This window comes from Phenylobacterium sp., assembly GCF_036677185.1.
Lineage (GTDB): Bacteria > Pseudomonadota > Alphaproteobacteria > Caulobacterales > Caulobacteraceae > Phenylobacterium.
In genome coordinates this window covers 122,819-138,944 of record NZ_JAKFEN010000020.1, presented here as the reverse complement: position 1 = coordinate 138,944, position 16,126 = coordinate 122,819, and the positions used below count along the sequence as shown (strand labels likewise).

The 16,126-nt window shown below is 67.1% G+C and carries 13 protein-coding genes; 6 read left to right on the top strand and 7 right to left on the bottom strand.

The annotated features are described in order from the left end of the window. The first annotated feature begins 83 nt into the window (after nt 1–83). Together V6M51_RS11210 and sppA are read left to right on the top strand one after the other, a co-directional pair. Complete coding sequence (locus V6M51_RS11210) at nt 84–1,028, top strand: winged helix-turn-helix transcriptional regulator (protein WP_332767187.1); 945 nt, start codon at nt 84–86, stop codon at nt 1,026–1,028. Nucleotides 1,029–1,133: 105 nt separating this feature from the next. After that, the gene (gene sppA / locus V6M51_RS11205; protein WP_332767186.1) at nt 1,134–2,906 is read left to right on the top strand and encodes a signal peptide peptidase SppA; all 1,773 of its coding nucleotides are present in this window, start codon (nt 1,134–1,136) and stop codon (nt 2,904–2,906) included. Between the two features lie 329 nt (nt 2,907–3,235). Here sppA and V6M51_RS11200 read toward each other — a convergent pair whose 3' ends face one another. Then, a complete protein-coding gene (locus tag V6M51_RS11200; RefSeq protein ID WP_332767184.1) occupies nt 3,236–4,234 on the bottom strand; it encodes a retroviral-like aspartic protease family protein in 999 nt (332 codons plus the stop codon). 158 nt (nt 4,235–4,392) lie between these two features. Between V6M51_RS11200 and V6M51_RS11195 the strand changes: the two genes are divergently transcribed. Together V6M51_RS11195 and V6M51_RS11190 are read left to right on the top strand one after the other, a co-directional pair. Then, on the top strand, nt 4,393–5,571 hold the full coding sequence (locus tag V6M51_RS11195; RefSeq protein WP_332767182.1) for a 2OG-Fe(II) oxygenase: 1,179 nt from the start codon (nt 4,393–4,395) through the stop codon (nt 5,569–5,571). Between the two features lie 61 nt (nt 5,572–5,632). Continuing rightward, complete coding sequence (locus V6M51_RS11190; RefSeq protein WP_332767181.1) at nt 5,633–6,424, top strand: hypothetical protein; 792 nt, start codon at nt 5,633–5,635, stop codon at nt 6,422–6,424. 111 nt (nt 6,425–6,535) lie between these two features. On the opposite strand, the gene V6M51_RS11185 is transcribed toward V6M51_RS11190, so the two are convergent. Together V6M51_RS11185 and V6M51_RS11180 are read right to left on the bottom strand one after the other, a co-directional pair. Further along, nucleotides 6,536–9,628: a TonB-dependent receptor domain-containing protein gene (locus tag V6M51_RS11185; RefSeq protein WP_332767179.1), complete on the bottom strand. Its 3,093-nt coding sequence runs from the start codon at nt 9,626–9,628 to the stop codon at nt 6,536–6,538. Between the two features lie 216 nt (nt 9,629–9,844). Continuing rightward, nucleotides 9,845–11,464: a peptide ABC transporter substrate-binding protein gene (locus tag V6M51_RS11180; protein WP_332767440.1), complete on the bottom strand. Its 1,620-nt coding sequence runs from the start codon at nt 11,462–11,464 to the stop codon at nt 9,845–9,847. Nucleotides 11,465–11,530: 66 nt separating this feature from the next. Between V6M51_RS11180 and V6M51_RS11175 the strand changes: the two genes are divergently transcribed. Continuing rightward, nucleotides 11,531–12,073, top strand: coding sequence for a hypothetical protein (locus V6M51_RS11175; RefSeq protein ID WP_332767178.1), 543 nt, complete (start codon nt 11,531–11,533; stop codon nt 12,071–12,073). 192 nt (nt 12,074–12,265) lie between these two features. Here the strand turns inward: V6M51_RS11175 and V6M51_RS11170 are convergent, their stop codons facing one another. The 3 genes from V6M51_RS11170 to oppB form a co-directional block, all read right to left on the bottom strand. Further along, complete coding sequence (locus V6M51_RS11170; RefSeq protein ID WP_332767176.1) at nt 12,266–13,501, bottom strand: acyl-CoA dehydrogenase family protein; 1,236 nt, start codon at nt 13,499–13,501, stop codon at nt 12,266–12,268. A gap of 100 nt (nt 13,502–13,601) precedes the next feature. Continuing rightward, complete coding sequence (locus tag V6M51_RS11165; protein WP_332767175.1) at nt 13,602–14,510, bottom strand: ABC transporter permease; 909 nt, start codon at nt 14,508–14,510, stop codon at nt 13,602–13,604. Continuing rightward, on the bottom strand, nt 14,507–15,430 hold the full coding sequence (oppB, locus tag V6M51_RS11160; protein ID WP_332767174.1) for an oligopeptide ABC transporter permease OppB: 924 nt from the start codon (nt 15,428–15,430) through the stop codon (nt 14,507–14,509). Before oppB ends, V6M51_RS11165 begins: the two co-directional genes overlap by 4 nt. A gap of 119 nt (nt 15,431–15,549) precedes the next feature. Between oppB and V6M51_RS11155 the strand changes: the two genes are divergently transcribed. Then, nucleotides 15,550–15,960, top strand: a complete 411-nt coding sequence (locus V6M51_RS11155; protein WP_332767172.1) for a TIGR01244 family sulfur transferase — start codon at nt 15,550–15,552, stop codon at nt 15,958–15,960. On the opposite strand, the gene V6M51_RS11150 is transcribed toward V6M51_RS11155, so the two are convergent. Further along, nucleotides 15,957–16,103 carry a hypothetical protein gene (locus V6M51_RS11150; protein WP_332767170.1) on the bottom strand — a complete coding sequence of 49 codons (147 nt, stop codon included), beginning with the start codon at nt 16,101–16,103 and terminating at the stop codon, nt 15,957–15,959. The two genes, V6M51_RS11155 and V6M51_RS11150, sit on opposite strands and share 4 nt — an antisense overlap. Nucleotides 16,104–16,126 lie beyond the last annotated feature (23 nt).

Here is a 16,126-nt window from a genome sequence, read left to right as displayed (position 1 = left end):
GGTTCCTAGGGCTCGCGCCCATGCGGCGTCAGAGGCGGCTGGACAGTCCCCAGGCCCGCCTATACGCCTGGATGCGGAGAGCCATGGCCCGCACCCTCAAGATCATAAAGAGCTCGGTCCACACGGCGCTGAACACCATCGGCGACCGCTGGAGCCAACTGATCATCCAGGAGGCCTTCCGGGGCGCGACCCGCTATGAGGAGTTCCGCGCCCGGACCAACGCGCCGCGCAACACCCTGTCGAACCGCCTGCGCGGCCTGGTGGCCCACGGCATCTTCGAGCAGCGCGCCCATCGCGAGGGCGCCGCGCGCCAGTCCTATCACCTGACCCCGCTGGGCCTCGACCTCTTCGACTCCGTGCTGATCGCCTGGTGCTGGGGCATCCGCTGGGACGCCACCACCCCCAACGGACCGGCCGGCCTGGTCCATACCGGCTGCGGCAAGTCCATGCTGCCGATGATGGTCTGCGCCCACTGCGGTGGCGACATCTCCCTGCACGCCTGCCGCCACCATCCGGGTCCGGGCGCCGGCTTCGAGGAGGCCGAGGTCCCCCGCCTGCACCGCCGCCGCCAGTCGGGCGCCGAGGACGCGCCGCGCCCGCCGGCCGACGTCGCCGACATGACCGGCGACCGCTGGACCGGCCTGATCATCTCCACCCAGTATTTCGGCGTCCATCGGTTCGACGACATCCAGTCGATGCTGAACATCGCCACCAACATCCTGACCGACCGCCTGCGCAGCCTGGTGGCGGGCGGCGTGTTCGAGCGGCGGCTCTATGAGATGTCCCCGCCCCGCTACGAGTACTGGCTGACCAAGAAGGGCAAGGACCTCTACCCCCACGCGCTGTCCCTGATGCTCTGGGCCGACAAGTGGCTGCTGGGCGACGAACAGCCGCCGGTGATCGTCACCCACATCCCGTGCGGCCATCCGGTCGAGGCCAAGGTGGTCTGCAGCGAGTGCCGCGAGCCCCTGACGGTCGAGAACGTCAACGAGCGCCGCACCCGGGAAAAGAAGTCCACCGCCGCCTGAGCCCGGCGCCGCCGGCCCTTTCGGCCTTTCGATTGCAAGCTCTTCATTTGAACGGCAGGCGCTCCGATATAGTTTGGGCGGCGAACGTCCAACGAACAGGATCCCATGAAGCAGTTCCTCATCACCACGGCTGGCGTCTTTGCGGGCCTGGTGCTCTTCCTGGTGGGCGTGCCCTTCCTGCTGATCGTCATGGCCGCCGGGGCCGCCAAGCCGGCCCCGACACCGAACCAGGCGGTGCTGCAGCTCGACCTGCGCGATCCCCTGACCGACCAGGATCCGATCAATCCCTTCGCCAGCCTGGGCCGCCGTTCGATGTCGGTGATGTCGGTGATCGAGACCCTCGACCGGGCCGGCAAGGATGGCAAGGTCAAGGCCGTGCTGGTCCGCCTGCCCGAGGGCGGCATGGCGCCGGCCGCCGCCGACGAGCTTCGCCTGGCGATCAAGAAGTTCCGCGCCACCGGCAAATCGGTGATCGCCCACAGCCAGGGGCTCTATCCCTCCGGGGTGGTCTCCTCGACCTATATGCTGGGCGCCTCGGCCGACGAGTTGTGGATGCAGCCGGGTGCCTCGTTCCAGGTGGCTGGCCTGTCGGGCGAAGACATCTTCTTCAAGCGCGCCTTCGACAAATACGGGGTCAAGCCGCAGTACGAGCAGCGCTACGAGTACAAGAACGCCGTCAATCCCTACCTCTATAGCGACTACACGGCCGCCCACCGGGAAGGCACGCTCTCCTGGATGGGCTCGGTCTATTCCAGCGCGCTCGCCACCGCCGCCCTCGACCGCAAGACCGACGCCGCGGATCTGCGCGCCACCCTTGAGGCGGGCCCCTATCTGGCCGAGGACGCCATCAAGCTGAAGCTGATCGACAAGGTCGGCCAGGTGAAGGAGGCCGAGACCGCGGCCCTGGCCAAGGCCGGCAAGGGCGGCGAACTGATCGACTTCGAGAAGTACATGCGCGGCCACGACCGCGAGAGGGGAACCGGCCCGGCGATCGCCATCGTCGAGGGCGAAGGCGCCATCGTCACCGGCCATGACGGCACGGCCAATCCGTTCGCCGGCGGCTCGGCCATGCACTCTGACGATATCTCCGAGGCCCTGTACGACGCCATCGAGGACAAGGACGTGAAGGCCATCGTCTTCCGCGTCTCCTCCCCCGGCGGCTCGGACACCGCCTCGGAACAGATCCTCGCCGCCGTGCGCGCCGCCAAGGCGGCCAAGAAGCCGGTGGTGGTCTCCATGGGGACCTATGCGGCCTCCGGCGGTTACTGGGTCTCGAGCCAGGCCTCGGCCATCGTCGCCCAGCCGACGACCCTGACCGGCTCCATCGGGGTGTTCGGCGGCAAGTTCGCGCTCGGCGAGGCCCTGGGTCGGTTCGGAGTCGATGTGCGCCATTTGGGGGTCGGCGGCGAGTATGCAGGGACCTTCGGCCTGGGATCGGAGCTCACCCCGGTCCAGCGCGCCGCCTTCGCCGGCTGGATGGACCGGATCTACGCCAACTTCATCGCCCGCGTCGCCGACGGTCGCAAACTGTCGCCCGAGCGGGTGGGCGAACTCGCCAAGGGCCGGGTCTGGACCGGCGCCCAGGCGCGCGAGATCGGCCTGGTCGACGAGGTGGGCGGCTTCTACCAGGCGGTGGACAAGGCCAAGAGCCTTGCCGGGCTGAAGGGCGACGTGCGGCTGAAGCGCATGACCGCGAGCGTCTCCCCGTTCGAGGCCCTGGAGAGCGCGCTCGGAGTCTCGGCGACCTCGGTACGCACCCTGGCGGCCGCGGCCTGGATCCTGGGCGATCCGCGCGCCAAGGGTCTGCTGGACCAGATGGCCGCCGAGCGCCTGCGCGGTTCCGGCGCCATGGTCCTGGCCCCGACGCCGGTGAACTAACTTCATCGGGCCGGGCGAATCCTTCTCCCCTTGCGGGAGAAGGTGGCCGTTCGGAGAACGGTCGGATGAGGGGTCTCTCAGGACTCGCCGGTAGATCGGCGAAGCCGAATTGAACCACGAAGGACACCAAGGGCACGAAGGGAGCTGAATCCTCATAGGCCGCGCCGCCGCGCCTTGGTGTCCTTTGTGCCCTTTGTGGTTCCACTTCTTCCGACATTCGCGGCTTCGCCGCCGCCAATCGGATAGGGTTATCGACCCCTCATCCGACCCCGCTCTCGCGGGGCCACCTTCTCCCGCAAGGGGAGAAGGACGCTAGCTGAACGCGGCTGCTAGCCGATCCGGCGCAGGGTCTTCGGCGGGGTCCGGAACAGCACCCGGCGATTGCCGAAGTCGAGTTCGATGGCCTCGAAGTGACGCATGACGTCGATCCCCACCAGGATCGCCGGACGGTCGCTCAGGTCCCAGAGCTTGAAGATGTGCAGATCGGCGAACACCGCCGACAGGTTGCCGATGCTCAACCCTCCCATGCGTAGCGGCGGCACCGAAGAAAACTCCCCCCGCGCCCGCTGGCCGGTGGCGCTGATCAGCTCGACCACCGAGACCTGGGCGGTCAGGCCGAGCGGCGTGGACCGAAGCTGCTCGTAGAGCTTGAGGTTTCCGACCGTGTTCTGCGACCCGGAATCCAGGAAGGCGGTCACCGGCACCCCGCCCAGGTCGGCGTCGATGATGATCAGCTGGCCAAACCGGTAGCGCGCCGGGACGATGACCACATTGTCGGCGGCGGCCTCCTCGGCGGCGTTGTCCCGCAGCCGGCTGTCGGAGACGTTCTGACGGGCGCGGAAGCCGGCGTCGTCGGCCTTGCTGATGGTCAGGAAGTTGCGCTTGAAGTCCATGGCGACGCGTCGGTTCTTCAACACGTCCACCCCCATCAGGCCGTCGGCCCCGAGCCGCGCGCGATCAAGGGTCGGCGCGCGCAGACGCCTGGACGAGACCTTTCCGACGTCCAGCCGCCCGATCAGGGCGGTCTCGGACGGCTCCACCCCGGCGATGCCGTGGATCTGGGCCTTGCCGGCCGAGGGCAGCCGCAGGCGCGTAGCCAGTTCGCGGGAGATGACGGTGCGGTTGGCGCCGGTGTCGACCACGAAGTCGAACGGTCCCTCGCCATTGATGAAGACCGGGGCGGTCATCCGGCTGGCCACATCGGACGCCGAGCCCAGGGCTGCGGTGTCGTCGGTCGGCGCCTGGTCGGCCAGGTTGATCAGGATCGGCGGGCCGACATGCGGCGCGGTGGCGGCGCATCCGGCCGCGGCCAGACTGGCGCCGATCACGGTGACCGCGCGTCTGCGAGTCCAAGTCACATCCACCTACGCCTTCCCCCCGATCCTCGACATGCCACGGCGATTCTGGCGCGCAAAACGAAAACACCGGGCACGGAGCGTGCGACGCTTCGGTTTTCCCGCGAAGGTCCAGGCTGTAGAAGGATGCGATGAAAACCTTCGAACAGGTCCAGGCCGCCGCCCAGGCCGGCGACCCTGCCTCGCAAGACCTTCTGGCCCAGGCGCTGGAACAGATGGGCCGAATCGACGAGGCCCTGGCCTGGTGGATGCAGGCGGCCAAGAGCGGCTTTCCCGCCGCCCACGCCAAGCTCGGCCTCTGGCAACTGGTCGGATTCAAGCTGCCGCAGAACAGCCAGGAAGGGGTGACGCGGATCGCCGCCGCCGCCCAGGCGGGGGACCCGTTGGGCCTGAGCCTGGCCTCCGTGATCGACGCCGGGGGGATCGGCGCGCCGCGCGACGTGGCCCGCGCCCTGAAATGGCTGACCCAGGCCGCGGCGGCAGGCGACGCCCAGGCCGCCTGCCAGCTAGGTCTGCTGGTCGGCCTCTCCGGCCCCAACGCCGCCCTGGCGCGGACCGTGTTAGCGAGCGCCGCCGCGGGCTCTGAACCCGCGAGACGCGCCCTGGGCTCGCAGCCGTTTGCGGCCGGCGCCATCGACTGGGCCGCCGTCGCCGCCGCGGTCGATCTCTCCGCCTTCGAGACGCCCCTGACCCGCGAGGACGTCCGGGCCGCGCCGGCGATCGCCATCGTCCCCGACCTGCTGCCGGGCTGGGTCTGCGACTACGTCATGGCCATGGCCGAGCCGGCCCTGCGCCGGGGGATGGTGGTCAACCAGGCGGGCGGCGAAAGCGTCGAGGACGTCCGGTCCAACCGGGTGATGAACTTCGGCCTGGCCGACAGCGACGTCGTGCTGGAGCTGGTCAACAGCCGGATCGCCGCGGCCGCTGGCATGCCCACCGAGAACGCCGAGGGCCTGGGCGTCCTGCACTATGCGCCGGGCGAGCGCTACGCCCCGCACGTGGACTACATCCCCGACACCCCCGCCAACGCCGCGCACCTGGCCGCGCGAGGACAGCGGGTGCGCACGGTGCTGGTCTATCTCAACGAGGGCTTCGACGGCGGCGCCACGGAGTTCCCGCGCCTGGAGCTCGGCTTCAAGCCGGCGCGCGGTTCAGCCCTGATCTTCGACAGCGTGAAGCCTGACGGCGCGGTCGATCCCACAACCCTGCACATGGGCGCCCCGCCCACCCGCGGCGAGAAGTGGATCATCTCCAAGTGGTTCCGCACCAAGGCCTTGCGGCCCGGATCAACGGCGGCGGCGAACGCCTAAAGCCGCTATTGCCTGTTGCGCCCCGGCCGCCTAGCGATGTCGGCAATCTAAGGAGACGCCCATGTCCGCCGCCGTTGTGATGAGCCGGCCCGACACCCTGAATCCGGACGTGCGGCGGTTCGCCCAGGCGCCCCTGCGCCAGACCGCCTTCCTGAACGGCGTGCCCAAGTGCGGAACCCACCTGCTGCGCAACATCGTGCGCATGTTCGTGCCGGTCGAGCAGCACTACGACCGCGAGTTCATCCAGATCCCCAACCTGCAGCAGCACATGGGCGCCCTGGCCAAGGACCGCCCGCTGTTCAGCGTCGGCCACATGCTGTTCGCCGATATCTCGATCATCGCGCTCAAGCACGCGCGGCACGTGATCCTGGTGCGCGATCCCCATGACTATGTGCTCGCCCGGGCGCGGTTCACCCTGTCGGACCAGTTCAACCATCCGCAGCTGAATCATTTGAAGAACGGCGCGGTCAGTGTCGAGCAGATGCTCAACATGATGATCTTCGGGATCCCGGGCCGCAGCCCGGCCCTGCGCGAGGTCTTCACCTTCCACGCCGTCTCCTGGATGGGGACCGGCGCCGAGGTGGTCCGCTACGAGGACATCGTCGCCCACCTGCGCGACCTCGACGCGCCGGCGGCCGAGACCTTCTTCGCCGATCTGCTCGGCAAGTTCGGGATCGCACTCACCGGCGACTGGCGCGAGCGGGTCAAGGTCGGATCCGACCGCAAGCACAGCGCCACCTCCCGCGAGGCGCTGTCGGTGGGTCAGACCATGCCGGAAACCCTGCCGGACATTCAGAAACAGCTGGTGGAGCAATCGGCTCCCGGCCTGCGCGCCCTGCTCGGCTACGCCTAGGACCCGCTAGGTCTAGGCGTCCTAGGGACGACGGACATCGCCGATCTTCGGACACGAAAAAGGGCGGCGGACCGAAGTCCGCCGCCCCCAATCGTTTGGCGTTAGCCGAGCTTAGAAGCGCAGCTTGATCGCGCCGAACACCCGGCGGCCGACAACGTCGTAGGTCGACGGATCGGTGCCCGATTGCACGTTCGGAGCGTAGACTTCCGGCTCCTGGTCGAACACGTTGTTCACACCGAGGCGCAGTTCGACATTGTCGGTGACGGCCCAGGTGCCGGACGCGTCGAAGTACCAGATCGCGTCCGTGCCGGTGAAGGATTGCTCACCCGGGAACTCCACGCTCAGGCGGTTGTCCATGGCCGCGATATAGCGGGCGCGGACATTGAGCTTGTAGTCCTCGAACAGGTTCCACTCGGTGTTGATCGTGGCCTTCCATTCCGGGAAGCTCGTGCCCAGGCCGGCGCCGAAGTAGGAGACGGTGCCCGCGAAGTCGAGTTCCGGCACGCCGGAGATCGGATCTTGTTGCTTGAACTCGATCACGTGGGTGAGCAGGGCGTTGATACGCACCGAACCCCAGTCATCCGACGCGCCCATCCAGGACATGTCGAAGCCCCAGTCGAGTTGGATGTCGACACCGCTGGACTTCTGGTGACCGTCATTGCTGCCGGTGAAGAAGTCGTAGTTCGTGGCGGGGTTGTACACCCAGAGGATGTCGCCGCCGACCCGCAGGATGCCGTCGCAGTTGGTGTTGGTCGGGCTGTAGGTCGAGTTGGTGCCGTAGTAGTTGTAGCAGGCCGCCACGATCTGGTTCGGGGTGGGGGTCAGGATCGCCTTGTCGATCTTGATGTTGTAGTAGTCCACCGAGCCTTGCAGGCGCGAGAGCCACTGGTTCTCCCACGGCGACTTCCAGACCATGCCGATCGTGAAGGTCTTGCCGATTTCCGGGTCGAGAGCGGTGTTGCCGGCCAGGTCGACGCCGATCTGCGAGCCCGGGGTCTGCACGAAGGTGTTGATGGCCGAGGCCGCGACACCGCCGTTGAAGCCCGCCGTCTGGCAGAGGGCCGCCAGCTGGGCGGCCGAACCGCCCTTGCGGGCCGTCGACGTCACCGAGCAGGGGTCGAAGTACTGAGGCGCCGAGCCGCCGCCGGAGAACAGTTCGCTGAAGTTCGGCTCACGCACCGAGCGCTGGTAGGAGGCGCGGGCACGCAGTTGGTCGTTGATGGTCCAGGCCAGTTCGCCCTTGTAAGCCCACGAACCGCGCGCATCGACGCTGTTGCCGGTGATCTTGTCGGCGAATTCCGATTCCGAGTAGCGGGCGCCCAGGCTCAGCTCCAGCGCCTGGATGTAGGGCTGGTCCTTGATGATCGGGATCAGCACTTCGGCGAACACGTCGCGGAACGAGGTGGTGCCTTCGTCCGGGCTCTGGTTGTTGAAGCCCGAGATCGGGCCCGAGGCGGCGCCCGGATCGAACTTGTACTCGAAGCCGCGATATTCGGCGCCCAGCACGATCGACAGGTCGCCGGCCGGAAGTTCGAAGACCGGGCCGGTGATGTAGGCTTGGCCGATCTGTTGCTTCATCTCGGTCGAGAGCGTGGTCTTGACCTCGAGGAACTGACGGCAGGCCGCCGAGATCGGCTGACGGCCGAAGATGTTGAACCCGCCGGCGCAGAGGCTGGCGCCGCCGTCGGCGGCTTCGATCATCTGCTGCAGGCGCTGGGTGTTGACGTTTCCGGTCTGGGTTTGGTCGATCTCGGTCCGGCCTTCGGAAACCGAAGCTTCGAAGGTCAGGCCGGTGTCGCCCAGCGGGCCACGCACGCCGGCCAGGAACTGGACGACGGTGTTTTCGTAGACCGACTGACGCAGGCCGATATCCAGGGTCCGCTGACGCATGCGGAACGGCTCGGTGGCGCCGGCGCCGACCAGGGCCGGGTCATCACCGGTCCGCGAGTTCAGCAAGGTGCGCAGGTCGTTGGGGATGAAGGGGTTGGTGACCGGGATCACCAACTGCTGGGCGATCTGTTGCCCCGGGGTGACCAGGGCCGAGATCACGTCCTGGGTCCGGGCGGTGCTCGGGTTGCGGGTGTTGACGGTCGGGAACGGGGTCGGGGCCAGCGCGGTGACGGCGCTGTACTCGGTCCAGCCGCCCTGGGCGAAGAACTCGATGCCGTTGTCCAGCTCGTAGTTCACCTTCGACATGAACGAGTAACGGTCCAGCGGGAGCGTCAGGATGTTCACGAAGTCGAAGTTGTAGCTGTACAGGTCGGGATAGAGCGACTGGTTGACCGTACCGTCGATCGGGCCGCGGTAGTTCTGGGCGTTGATCGGGCTGTTGAAGATACCCTTGTGGAACAGGGTGCCGTCAAGGTTGAAGCCGATGGTGCCCGAGGTCAGGGTGATCGCGCTCGACGCCACGCCGTAGGTCGCGAAGATGCTGTCCAGGGCCGCCTTGGTCGGGGCGTTGGTGCCGCCCCAGAACAGCGCGCCTTCCGGCAGGAAGGAGGTGGTCGAGGTGGCGTTCTGCGAGAACGAGCGCTGCGACTTGATCATCGCTTCGCGGTAGGAACGGTCGAAGCCGAACACCGCGTTGCCCTTGCCGTCGGCGAAGTTGCCGCCGATGGCCGCGGAGAATTGATACTCCTCGGCGTCCCAGAACTCGGTCGAGTTCGTGTAGCCGGCCCGGATGTCGATGCCTTCGAAGTTGTTCTTCAGCTTCAGGTTCACCGCGCCGGCGATGGCGTCGGCGCCGTAGGCCGAGCCCGCGCCGCCGGTGATGACTTCGATCGAGTCGACCAGGGCCTGCGGGATGGTGTTGAGGTCAACCGTGAGGTTGTTGGCCGACACCATCGGACGGCGGCCGTCGACGAGGACGACGTTACGGTTCGCGCCGAAGCCGCGAAGGTCGATATTGGACTGACCGCCGTTTCCGGGGTTGTTGGAGGTGGTCGTGCCGGACGGGTTAACCTGCGGCAGGGTGTTCAGATAGGTGTCGAGCGTGATGTCGGCGTTGGCGACAGCGGCGTCGCCCGTGACGGTCGCGATCGGGCTGTTGGCGACATAGTCCTGACGGACGATGCGCGAGCCGGTGACGACCACTTCCTGGACTTCTTCCTGGGCGTAGGCGGCGGTCGCCGAAAAGGCGACAAAGGCCGCGCCACAGATCATGGAAGACGCCAGCAGGCGTTCCCGCATGGTTTTGATTTTCAAGGTCTAGATCCTCCAGCGGTCCGCCGGTCGTTACGACCCGCAGCACCTGCTCCCCACAAAAGGTACGGTCCCGGACTCGATAGAGCTCGGTTACGTAGGAGTTACGAGTCATACACGCAGGGGGTCAACGCCCATTACGTGTCGGCAATGTTAAGGACGGCAACCTGTCGCATTCTGGTCACAGAATGTGCTCGGGGCCACAATGCGCGCACAAATTTACCCTTGCGGGGGTTTGGCCGCCGCCCGGCTAGGTGGCGTGGCGGCGACACACCAGTAACGGGCACGGTGCTGGTCGACGATGTTGTCGACGAACCCGGTCACCTTCGGCGCCACGAAATTCTTGTTCACGTAGAAGTAGATCGGCACGATGGGAGCGTCCGCCAGCATGACCTTCTCGGCCTCCGCCAGGTAGCCGGCCCGGACCTTGGCGTCCGGCTCGGCGTCCGCCTTGGCCAGCAGGGCGTCATAGGCGGGGTTGCTGTAGTCGCCATAGTTCTGCGGGCCGGTGGCCGACTGCTGCAGATAAAGGAAGCTCATGGCGTCGTTGTAGTCGGCGATCCAGGCGGCGTCGGCCACCTGGAAGTCGCGGGCGCGATAGGCGGCGTAGGCGATCTGGACCTCGTTCTGCACCAGGCTGGCATCGACGCCGATCGCCTTCCAGTCGGCCTGGACCGCGGGCAGGTAGAGTGAGGGGTCAGGCGTGTTGCGGTGCTTGATCTCAACCTTCAACGGACGCTTCGGCCCGTAGCCCGCCTCCGTCAGCAGCCGCCGCGCCTCGGCCTGGCGCCGCTCCAGCGGCCAGGCGGCCCAGGCCGGCGCATTGGCCTGCTCATAGCCGGCCACGCCTGGCGGCACGAAGGTGTAGGCGGCCGTCTGTCCCCCGCGGAACAGCTTGTTCACGATGAACTCACGGTCGATGGCCATGGTCAGGGCCAGCCGAACGCGCCTGTCCTTGAACGCCGGTTCGGCCGCGTTGAAGGCCAGATAGGTCACCGCGAGATAGGTGTGGGTCCGCACATAGGCCGGCGCCTTCTCGCGCAGGAAGGCGATGCGGTTCGACTGCATGTCGGCGTTCATGTCGAGCTCGCCGCGCAGCACGCGGCGTTCGGCCATGGTGGCGTCGGGCGTCGGATAGAAGCGGATCTGGTCCACGCAGACCTTGTCGGCCTCGTAAAAGCGCGGGTTCTTCGCCAGCTGGACGTAATCGCCCAGCTTCCAGGCGGTGACCACATAGGGCCCGTTGGAGACGTAGTTCCCTGGCTTGATCCAGGCGTCCCCCAGCTTTTCGACCACATGCCGGGGCACCGGGAACATGGTGTAGTGCTTGGCGAGCTGCGGCAGGTAGGGCGCCGGGTGCTCCAGCACGATCTCCAGGACCTTCGGCGAGACCGCGCGCACGCCCAGGGCGTCCGGCTGCGCATCACCCTCGTTCACCGGCTGGGCGTTCTTGATGAGATAGAGCAGCGACGCGTATTCCGACGCCGTCTTCGGATCGAGGATGCGGCGCAGGGAGAAGACGAAGTCATCGGCGGTGACCGGCACGCCGTCAGACCAGGTCGCGTCGCGCAGATAGAAGGTCCACGTCAGGCCGTCGGCGCTGGTCTCCCAGCGTTCGGCCATGGCGGGCACGGCGTTTCCGCTGGGGTCGGCGTCGGTCAGCCCGACGATCAGGCTGGAGATGATCCGCTCTTCCCAGGTGCCGGTGGACTTGTGGGGGTCCAGGGTCGCCGGCTCGGAGACGTTTCCGGCCTCGATGCACACCGCGCCCTGCGGACAGGGCGGCCGGGATGGCCCCTTGGGTGAGCAGGCGGCCAGCGAAAAGGCCGTCAATCCCACCAACAGTAACTTGCCCAGCGCCGGGAGCGCCCTATCAATGCGGGACGTCGAACTCATGGGTCACGGATGACATATTTTTCCACACCTACAAAGCTGACCGCCCTGGGTCTCGCGGTGCTCGGACTGGCCGCGACGCCGGCCGCCGCCCAGCCCAAGCCGGAGGGCCGCGCCGCCCAGTTCCAGAGCCTGCTGGATTGCAAGGCCAAGGCCGACGGCGCCGAGCGCCTGGCCTGCTACGACGCCGCTGTGGGCGCCCTGGCCGGCGCCGAGCAGAAGGGCGACATCGTGGTGGTCGACCGCGAACAGGCCAAGTCGGTTCGCCGCCAGGCCTTCGGCTTCAACATGCCCAGCCTGGCCATGTTCGAACGGACCGAGAAGCCGGAAGAGGTCGACAGCCTGGCCAGCATCGCCGATCGCGCCTATCGCGGCGGCGACGGCAAGTGGATCTTCGAGCTGGAAGGCGGCGCCGTCTGGGCCCAGACCGACAACGAGACCCTCGGCCGCCAGCCCGGCAAGGGCTCGAAGGTCGAGATCCGCAAGGCGGCCATGGGCTCCTATTTCCTCAAGTCCGACGGCCAGCGCGCCGTCCGCGCCCGCCGCGTGAAATAGGGCCAGGCTTCCGCCGCTGCCGAGATACCGCCTCCTCTCCCCTTTCGAGGGGAGAGGGTAGGGTGAGGGGATGCGGCGCGAAGCGGCGCAATCCGGTCTACCTTCTAGCTCAGCGCGGCGGAGACGCCCCCCTCACCCTACCCTCTCCCCCCGAAGACGGGTGGAGAGGAGGACCAGGAGCACGTTCCCGACCTACAGCAGGTCCCCGCCCGCGGCCGAGGCCGTGGTGCCGTGCTGCTGGTAGGCCTTGATCACGTTGCGCCCAACCGTCCACCGGTGGACCTCGTCCGGCCCGTCGACCAGGCGTTGCGACCGGATGTGGGTGTACCAGCTGGCCAGCGGCGTATCCTGGCTATAGCCCAGCGCGCCGTGCAGCTGGATGGCGGTGTCGACCACCTTGTGGACCATGTGGGCCAGGAAGACCTTGGCGATGGAATTTTCCTGCCGCATGTCCAGGCCCTTCTCGGCCTTGTAGGCGATGTGCAGCAGCATCAAGCGGGCCATGTAGAGCTCGCTGGCGCACTCGGCCAACATGAACTGGACGCCCTGGCGCTCGTGCAGCGGCTTGCCGAAGGTCTCGCGCTTGGTGACATGGGCCGCGGCCATGTCGAGGGCCCGCTGGGCCATGGCCACGTTGTGCATGCCGTGGCGCAGACGCCCATAGGCCAGGCGGTGCTGGCCCATGTTGAAGCCCTGCCCCTCCCCGCCCAGCAGGTTCTCGGCCGGTACGACCAGGTCCTTGATCTCGATCTCGGAGTGGCCGCCGCCCATGATGTGGCTGAGCTCGCCCTCCACGGCCATGGTCTTGATGTCGCGCTTGATGTTGTAGCCGGGGTTCGGCAGCTCGACGATGAAGGTGGAGAACTGCTGGTGGCGCGGCGCGTCGGGGTCGGTTCGGGCCATGACCAAGGCCATGTCCGCGGCGCTGGCGGCCGATGAGAACCACTTCTCCCCATTGAGGATGTAGTTCTCGTTGCCGTCCTTGACCGCGGTGGTGCGCATGCCGGTGGCGTCGGCGCCGGCGGCCTTCTCGGTCATCGAGTAGCAGACGCGCTTGTCGCCGGCCAAAAGCGGCTTGAGGAACTTCTCCTTCTGGTACTCGGTGCCATGCGCCAGCAGGGTCAGCATGGTGGCGTCGTCCGGGCCCTGGCTGTTCATCGACAGCGCGCCCAGATGGCTGCGGCCCAGCTCCATCTGCACCAGGGCGTTGGCCAGCGGGCCCAGGCCCATGCCGCCGTATTCCTTGGGGATGAAGGGAAGCCAGAGGCCGGCGGCCCGGGCCTTGACCCGCAGCTCGTCCAGCACGGTCTTGAAGCTGGCCTTGTCGACCAGCTTCTTCTCGGCGGGGATGCACTCGTCCTCCACCCATTGGCGGACCTTGAGGCGGATCGCCTTGGCGTCTTCGGGAATGTCGAAATCGATAGCCATTCGGTGTCCTCCACTGTGTGCTTTTTGTTGGCGCGCAGGGTCGGTCCATTCCGCCACGAGAGGCAAGCCGATTCGAACAATTGTTCGAACTTCCGGTTTGCTATCGGTCCTTGGGGTCGATGGCGTCGCGCAGGCCGTCGCCGATGAAGTTGAAGCTCATCAGGGTGAGGACCATGGTCAGGGACGGGAAGATCAGCAGCCAAGGCGCCAGTTCCATGTCCTGCGCCCCGCCGGCGATCAGGGTGCCGAGCGAGGCCATGGGCGGCTGCACGCCCAGGCCGAGGAACGACAGGAAGCTCTCGGCCAGGATGACCGCCGGGATGGTCAGGGTCACATAGACCACCACCGGGCCCAGCAGGTTGGGCACGATATGCTTGGCGATGATCGATCCCTGCGTCAGGCCGGCGGCGCGGGCGGCCTCGACGAACTCCTTGTGCTTCAAGCCGAGCGTTTGGCCGCGCACGATGCGGCTCATGGTCAGCCATTCCACGGCGCCGATGGCCACGAAGATCAGGATGATGTTGGAGCCGAAGGTGACCATCAGCAGGATCACGAAGAAGATGAAGGGCAGCGAATAGAGGATGTCGACGATACGCATCATCAGCTCGTCCAGCGGCCCGCCGACGAAGCCCGCCACCGCGCCCCAGACGATGCCGATCACCAAGGAGACCGCGGTCGCCACCAGGCCGATGGCCAGGGACACCCGCAGGCCCATCAGCAGCCGGGCCAGCAGGTCGCGGCCGAGCGAGTCGGCGCCCAGCAGGTGACCGCCAGTGATCGGCGGCGCCCAGACGTCGTTCTTGTTGATCTGGTCGTAGCTGAACGGGACGAAGGCCGGACCGAGGACCGCCACCAACACCAGCAGCAGCAGGACCGCGACGCCGGTGACCGCCGCACCGTTGCGCAACAGGCGACGGCGGGCGTCGTCCCACAGGCTGCGGCCCTTGACCGCCTTCTCCATCAGCGCCGCGCCGGCCCGCGATCCGGGCGCCAGGACCGGGCCGGTCATGACAGGCGCACCCGCGGATCGAGCAGGGCGTAGAGCAGGTCGGCGATCAGGTTCAGCACCAGGATGAGCGCGGCGTAGAAGATCACCATGCCCATGACCACGGTGTAGTCGCGCTGCAGGGCGGAGATGACGAAGAACTTTCCCAGGCCCGGCAGGTTGAAGATCTTCTCCACCACCAGCGAGCCGGTGAGCAGGCCCGCGCAGGCCGGACCCAGATAGCTCACCAGCGGCAGGATCGCGGCGCGCAGGGCGTGCTTCAGCACGATGCGATGCTCCGGCAGGCCCTTGGCGCGCGCCGTGCGCACATAGTTGGAATGCAACACCTCGATCATCCCGGCCCGGGTCAGGCGCGAGATGATAGCGATCTGCGGCAGGGCCAGGACCGTGATCGGCAGGATCAGATTGGCCAGCGCCCCGTCGTTCCAGCCTCCGGACGGCAGGATCTGCAGCCTGGACCCGAACAGCAGCACCAGCAGCGGCGCAGTGACGAAGGTCGGGATGCAGACCCCGACGATGGCGATGGCCATGACTCCGTAGTCGATGGTTCCGTTCTGCCGCAGCGCGGCCAGCACCCCCAGCGTCACCCCGACGACCCCGGCGATGATGATGGCCGAGAGGCCCAGAGTCAGGCTGACCTTGTAGTTCTCCTTGAGGATCTGCAGGACGCTCTTGTCCTTGTACTTCAGCGACGGGCCGAAGTCCCCACGAGCCACATCCTTGATATAGTTGAAGTATTGTTCCGGGAGAGGCTTGTCCATGCCGTACTTGGCCATGACGTTGCGCTCGATCTCGGGCGACAGCTTGCGGTCCATGTCGAAGGGGCTGCCGGGCGCGGCGCGCATCATGAAGAAGGCCACGGTGACGACGAGGAACAGCGTCGGGATGGCCACGAGCAGGCGGCGGCCTATGAAACGCAACATCTGACAGGGGCTCGAGGTGGGGCCTTTCGACGGCCGGGCGTTGCGAAACTTCCACCGGCCCCCGATGATGTCAACGAAGGGCCCAACTCCCAAGCTTGCCCAGAACCTTGGTATTGCAAATGACCGAATTCCGACGCGTCACCGACGACCTTTCCGTCAGCCCGCAGATCGCTCTCGACGATCTGGCCCGGGCCAAGTCCGAGGGGTTCAAGCTGGTGATCAACAACCGGCCCGACGGGGAAGACCCGTCCCAGCCGACGAGCGCCGAAGTCGAGGCCGCGGCCCGGGCGCTCGGCCTGGACTATGTGCACATCCCGGTGCGTGGAGGGCCGACCCCCGATCAGGTGGAGGCCAATCATCTGGCGGTGGAACAGGCCGATGGGCCGGTGCTGGCCTTCTGCCGGTCGGGCACCCGCTCGATCGTCACCTGGTCGCTGGGCGAGTTCCAGGCCGACGCCCGGACCCGCGACGAACTGGTCGAGCTTGGCGCCCAGGCCGGCTACGACCTCTCGGGGGCCTTCCCGCGCTAGCGCCGCAGCTCGATGCGGGCTGCGGCGGGCTCCGGCTGGCGGCTGGCCATGGCCAGCACCATCTGCGCCGCAAGGATACACAACAGGGCGAAGGCCGCGCGCTGAAGCCGTTTTGAAACAAAGATCGCCGCGTCAGCCGCCATCACGCCCTCGCTGGACTGCTTAC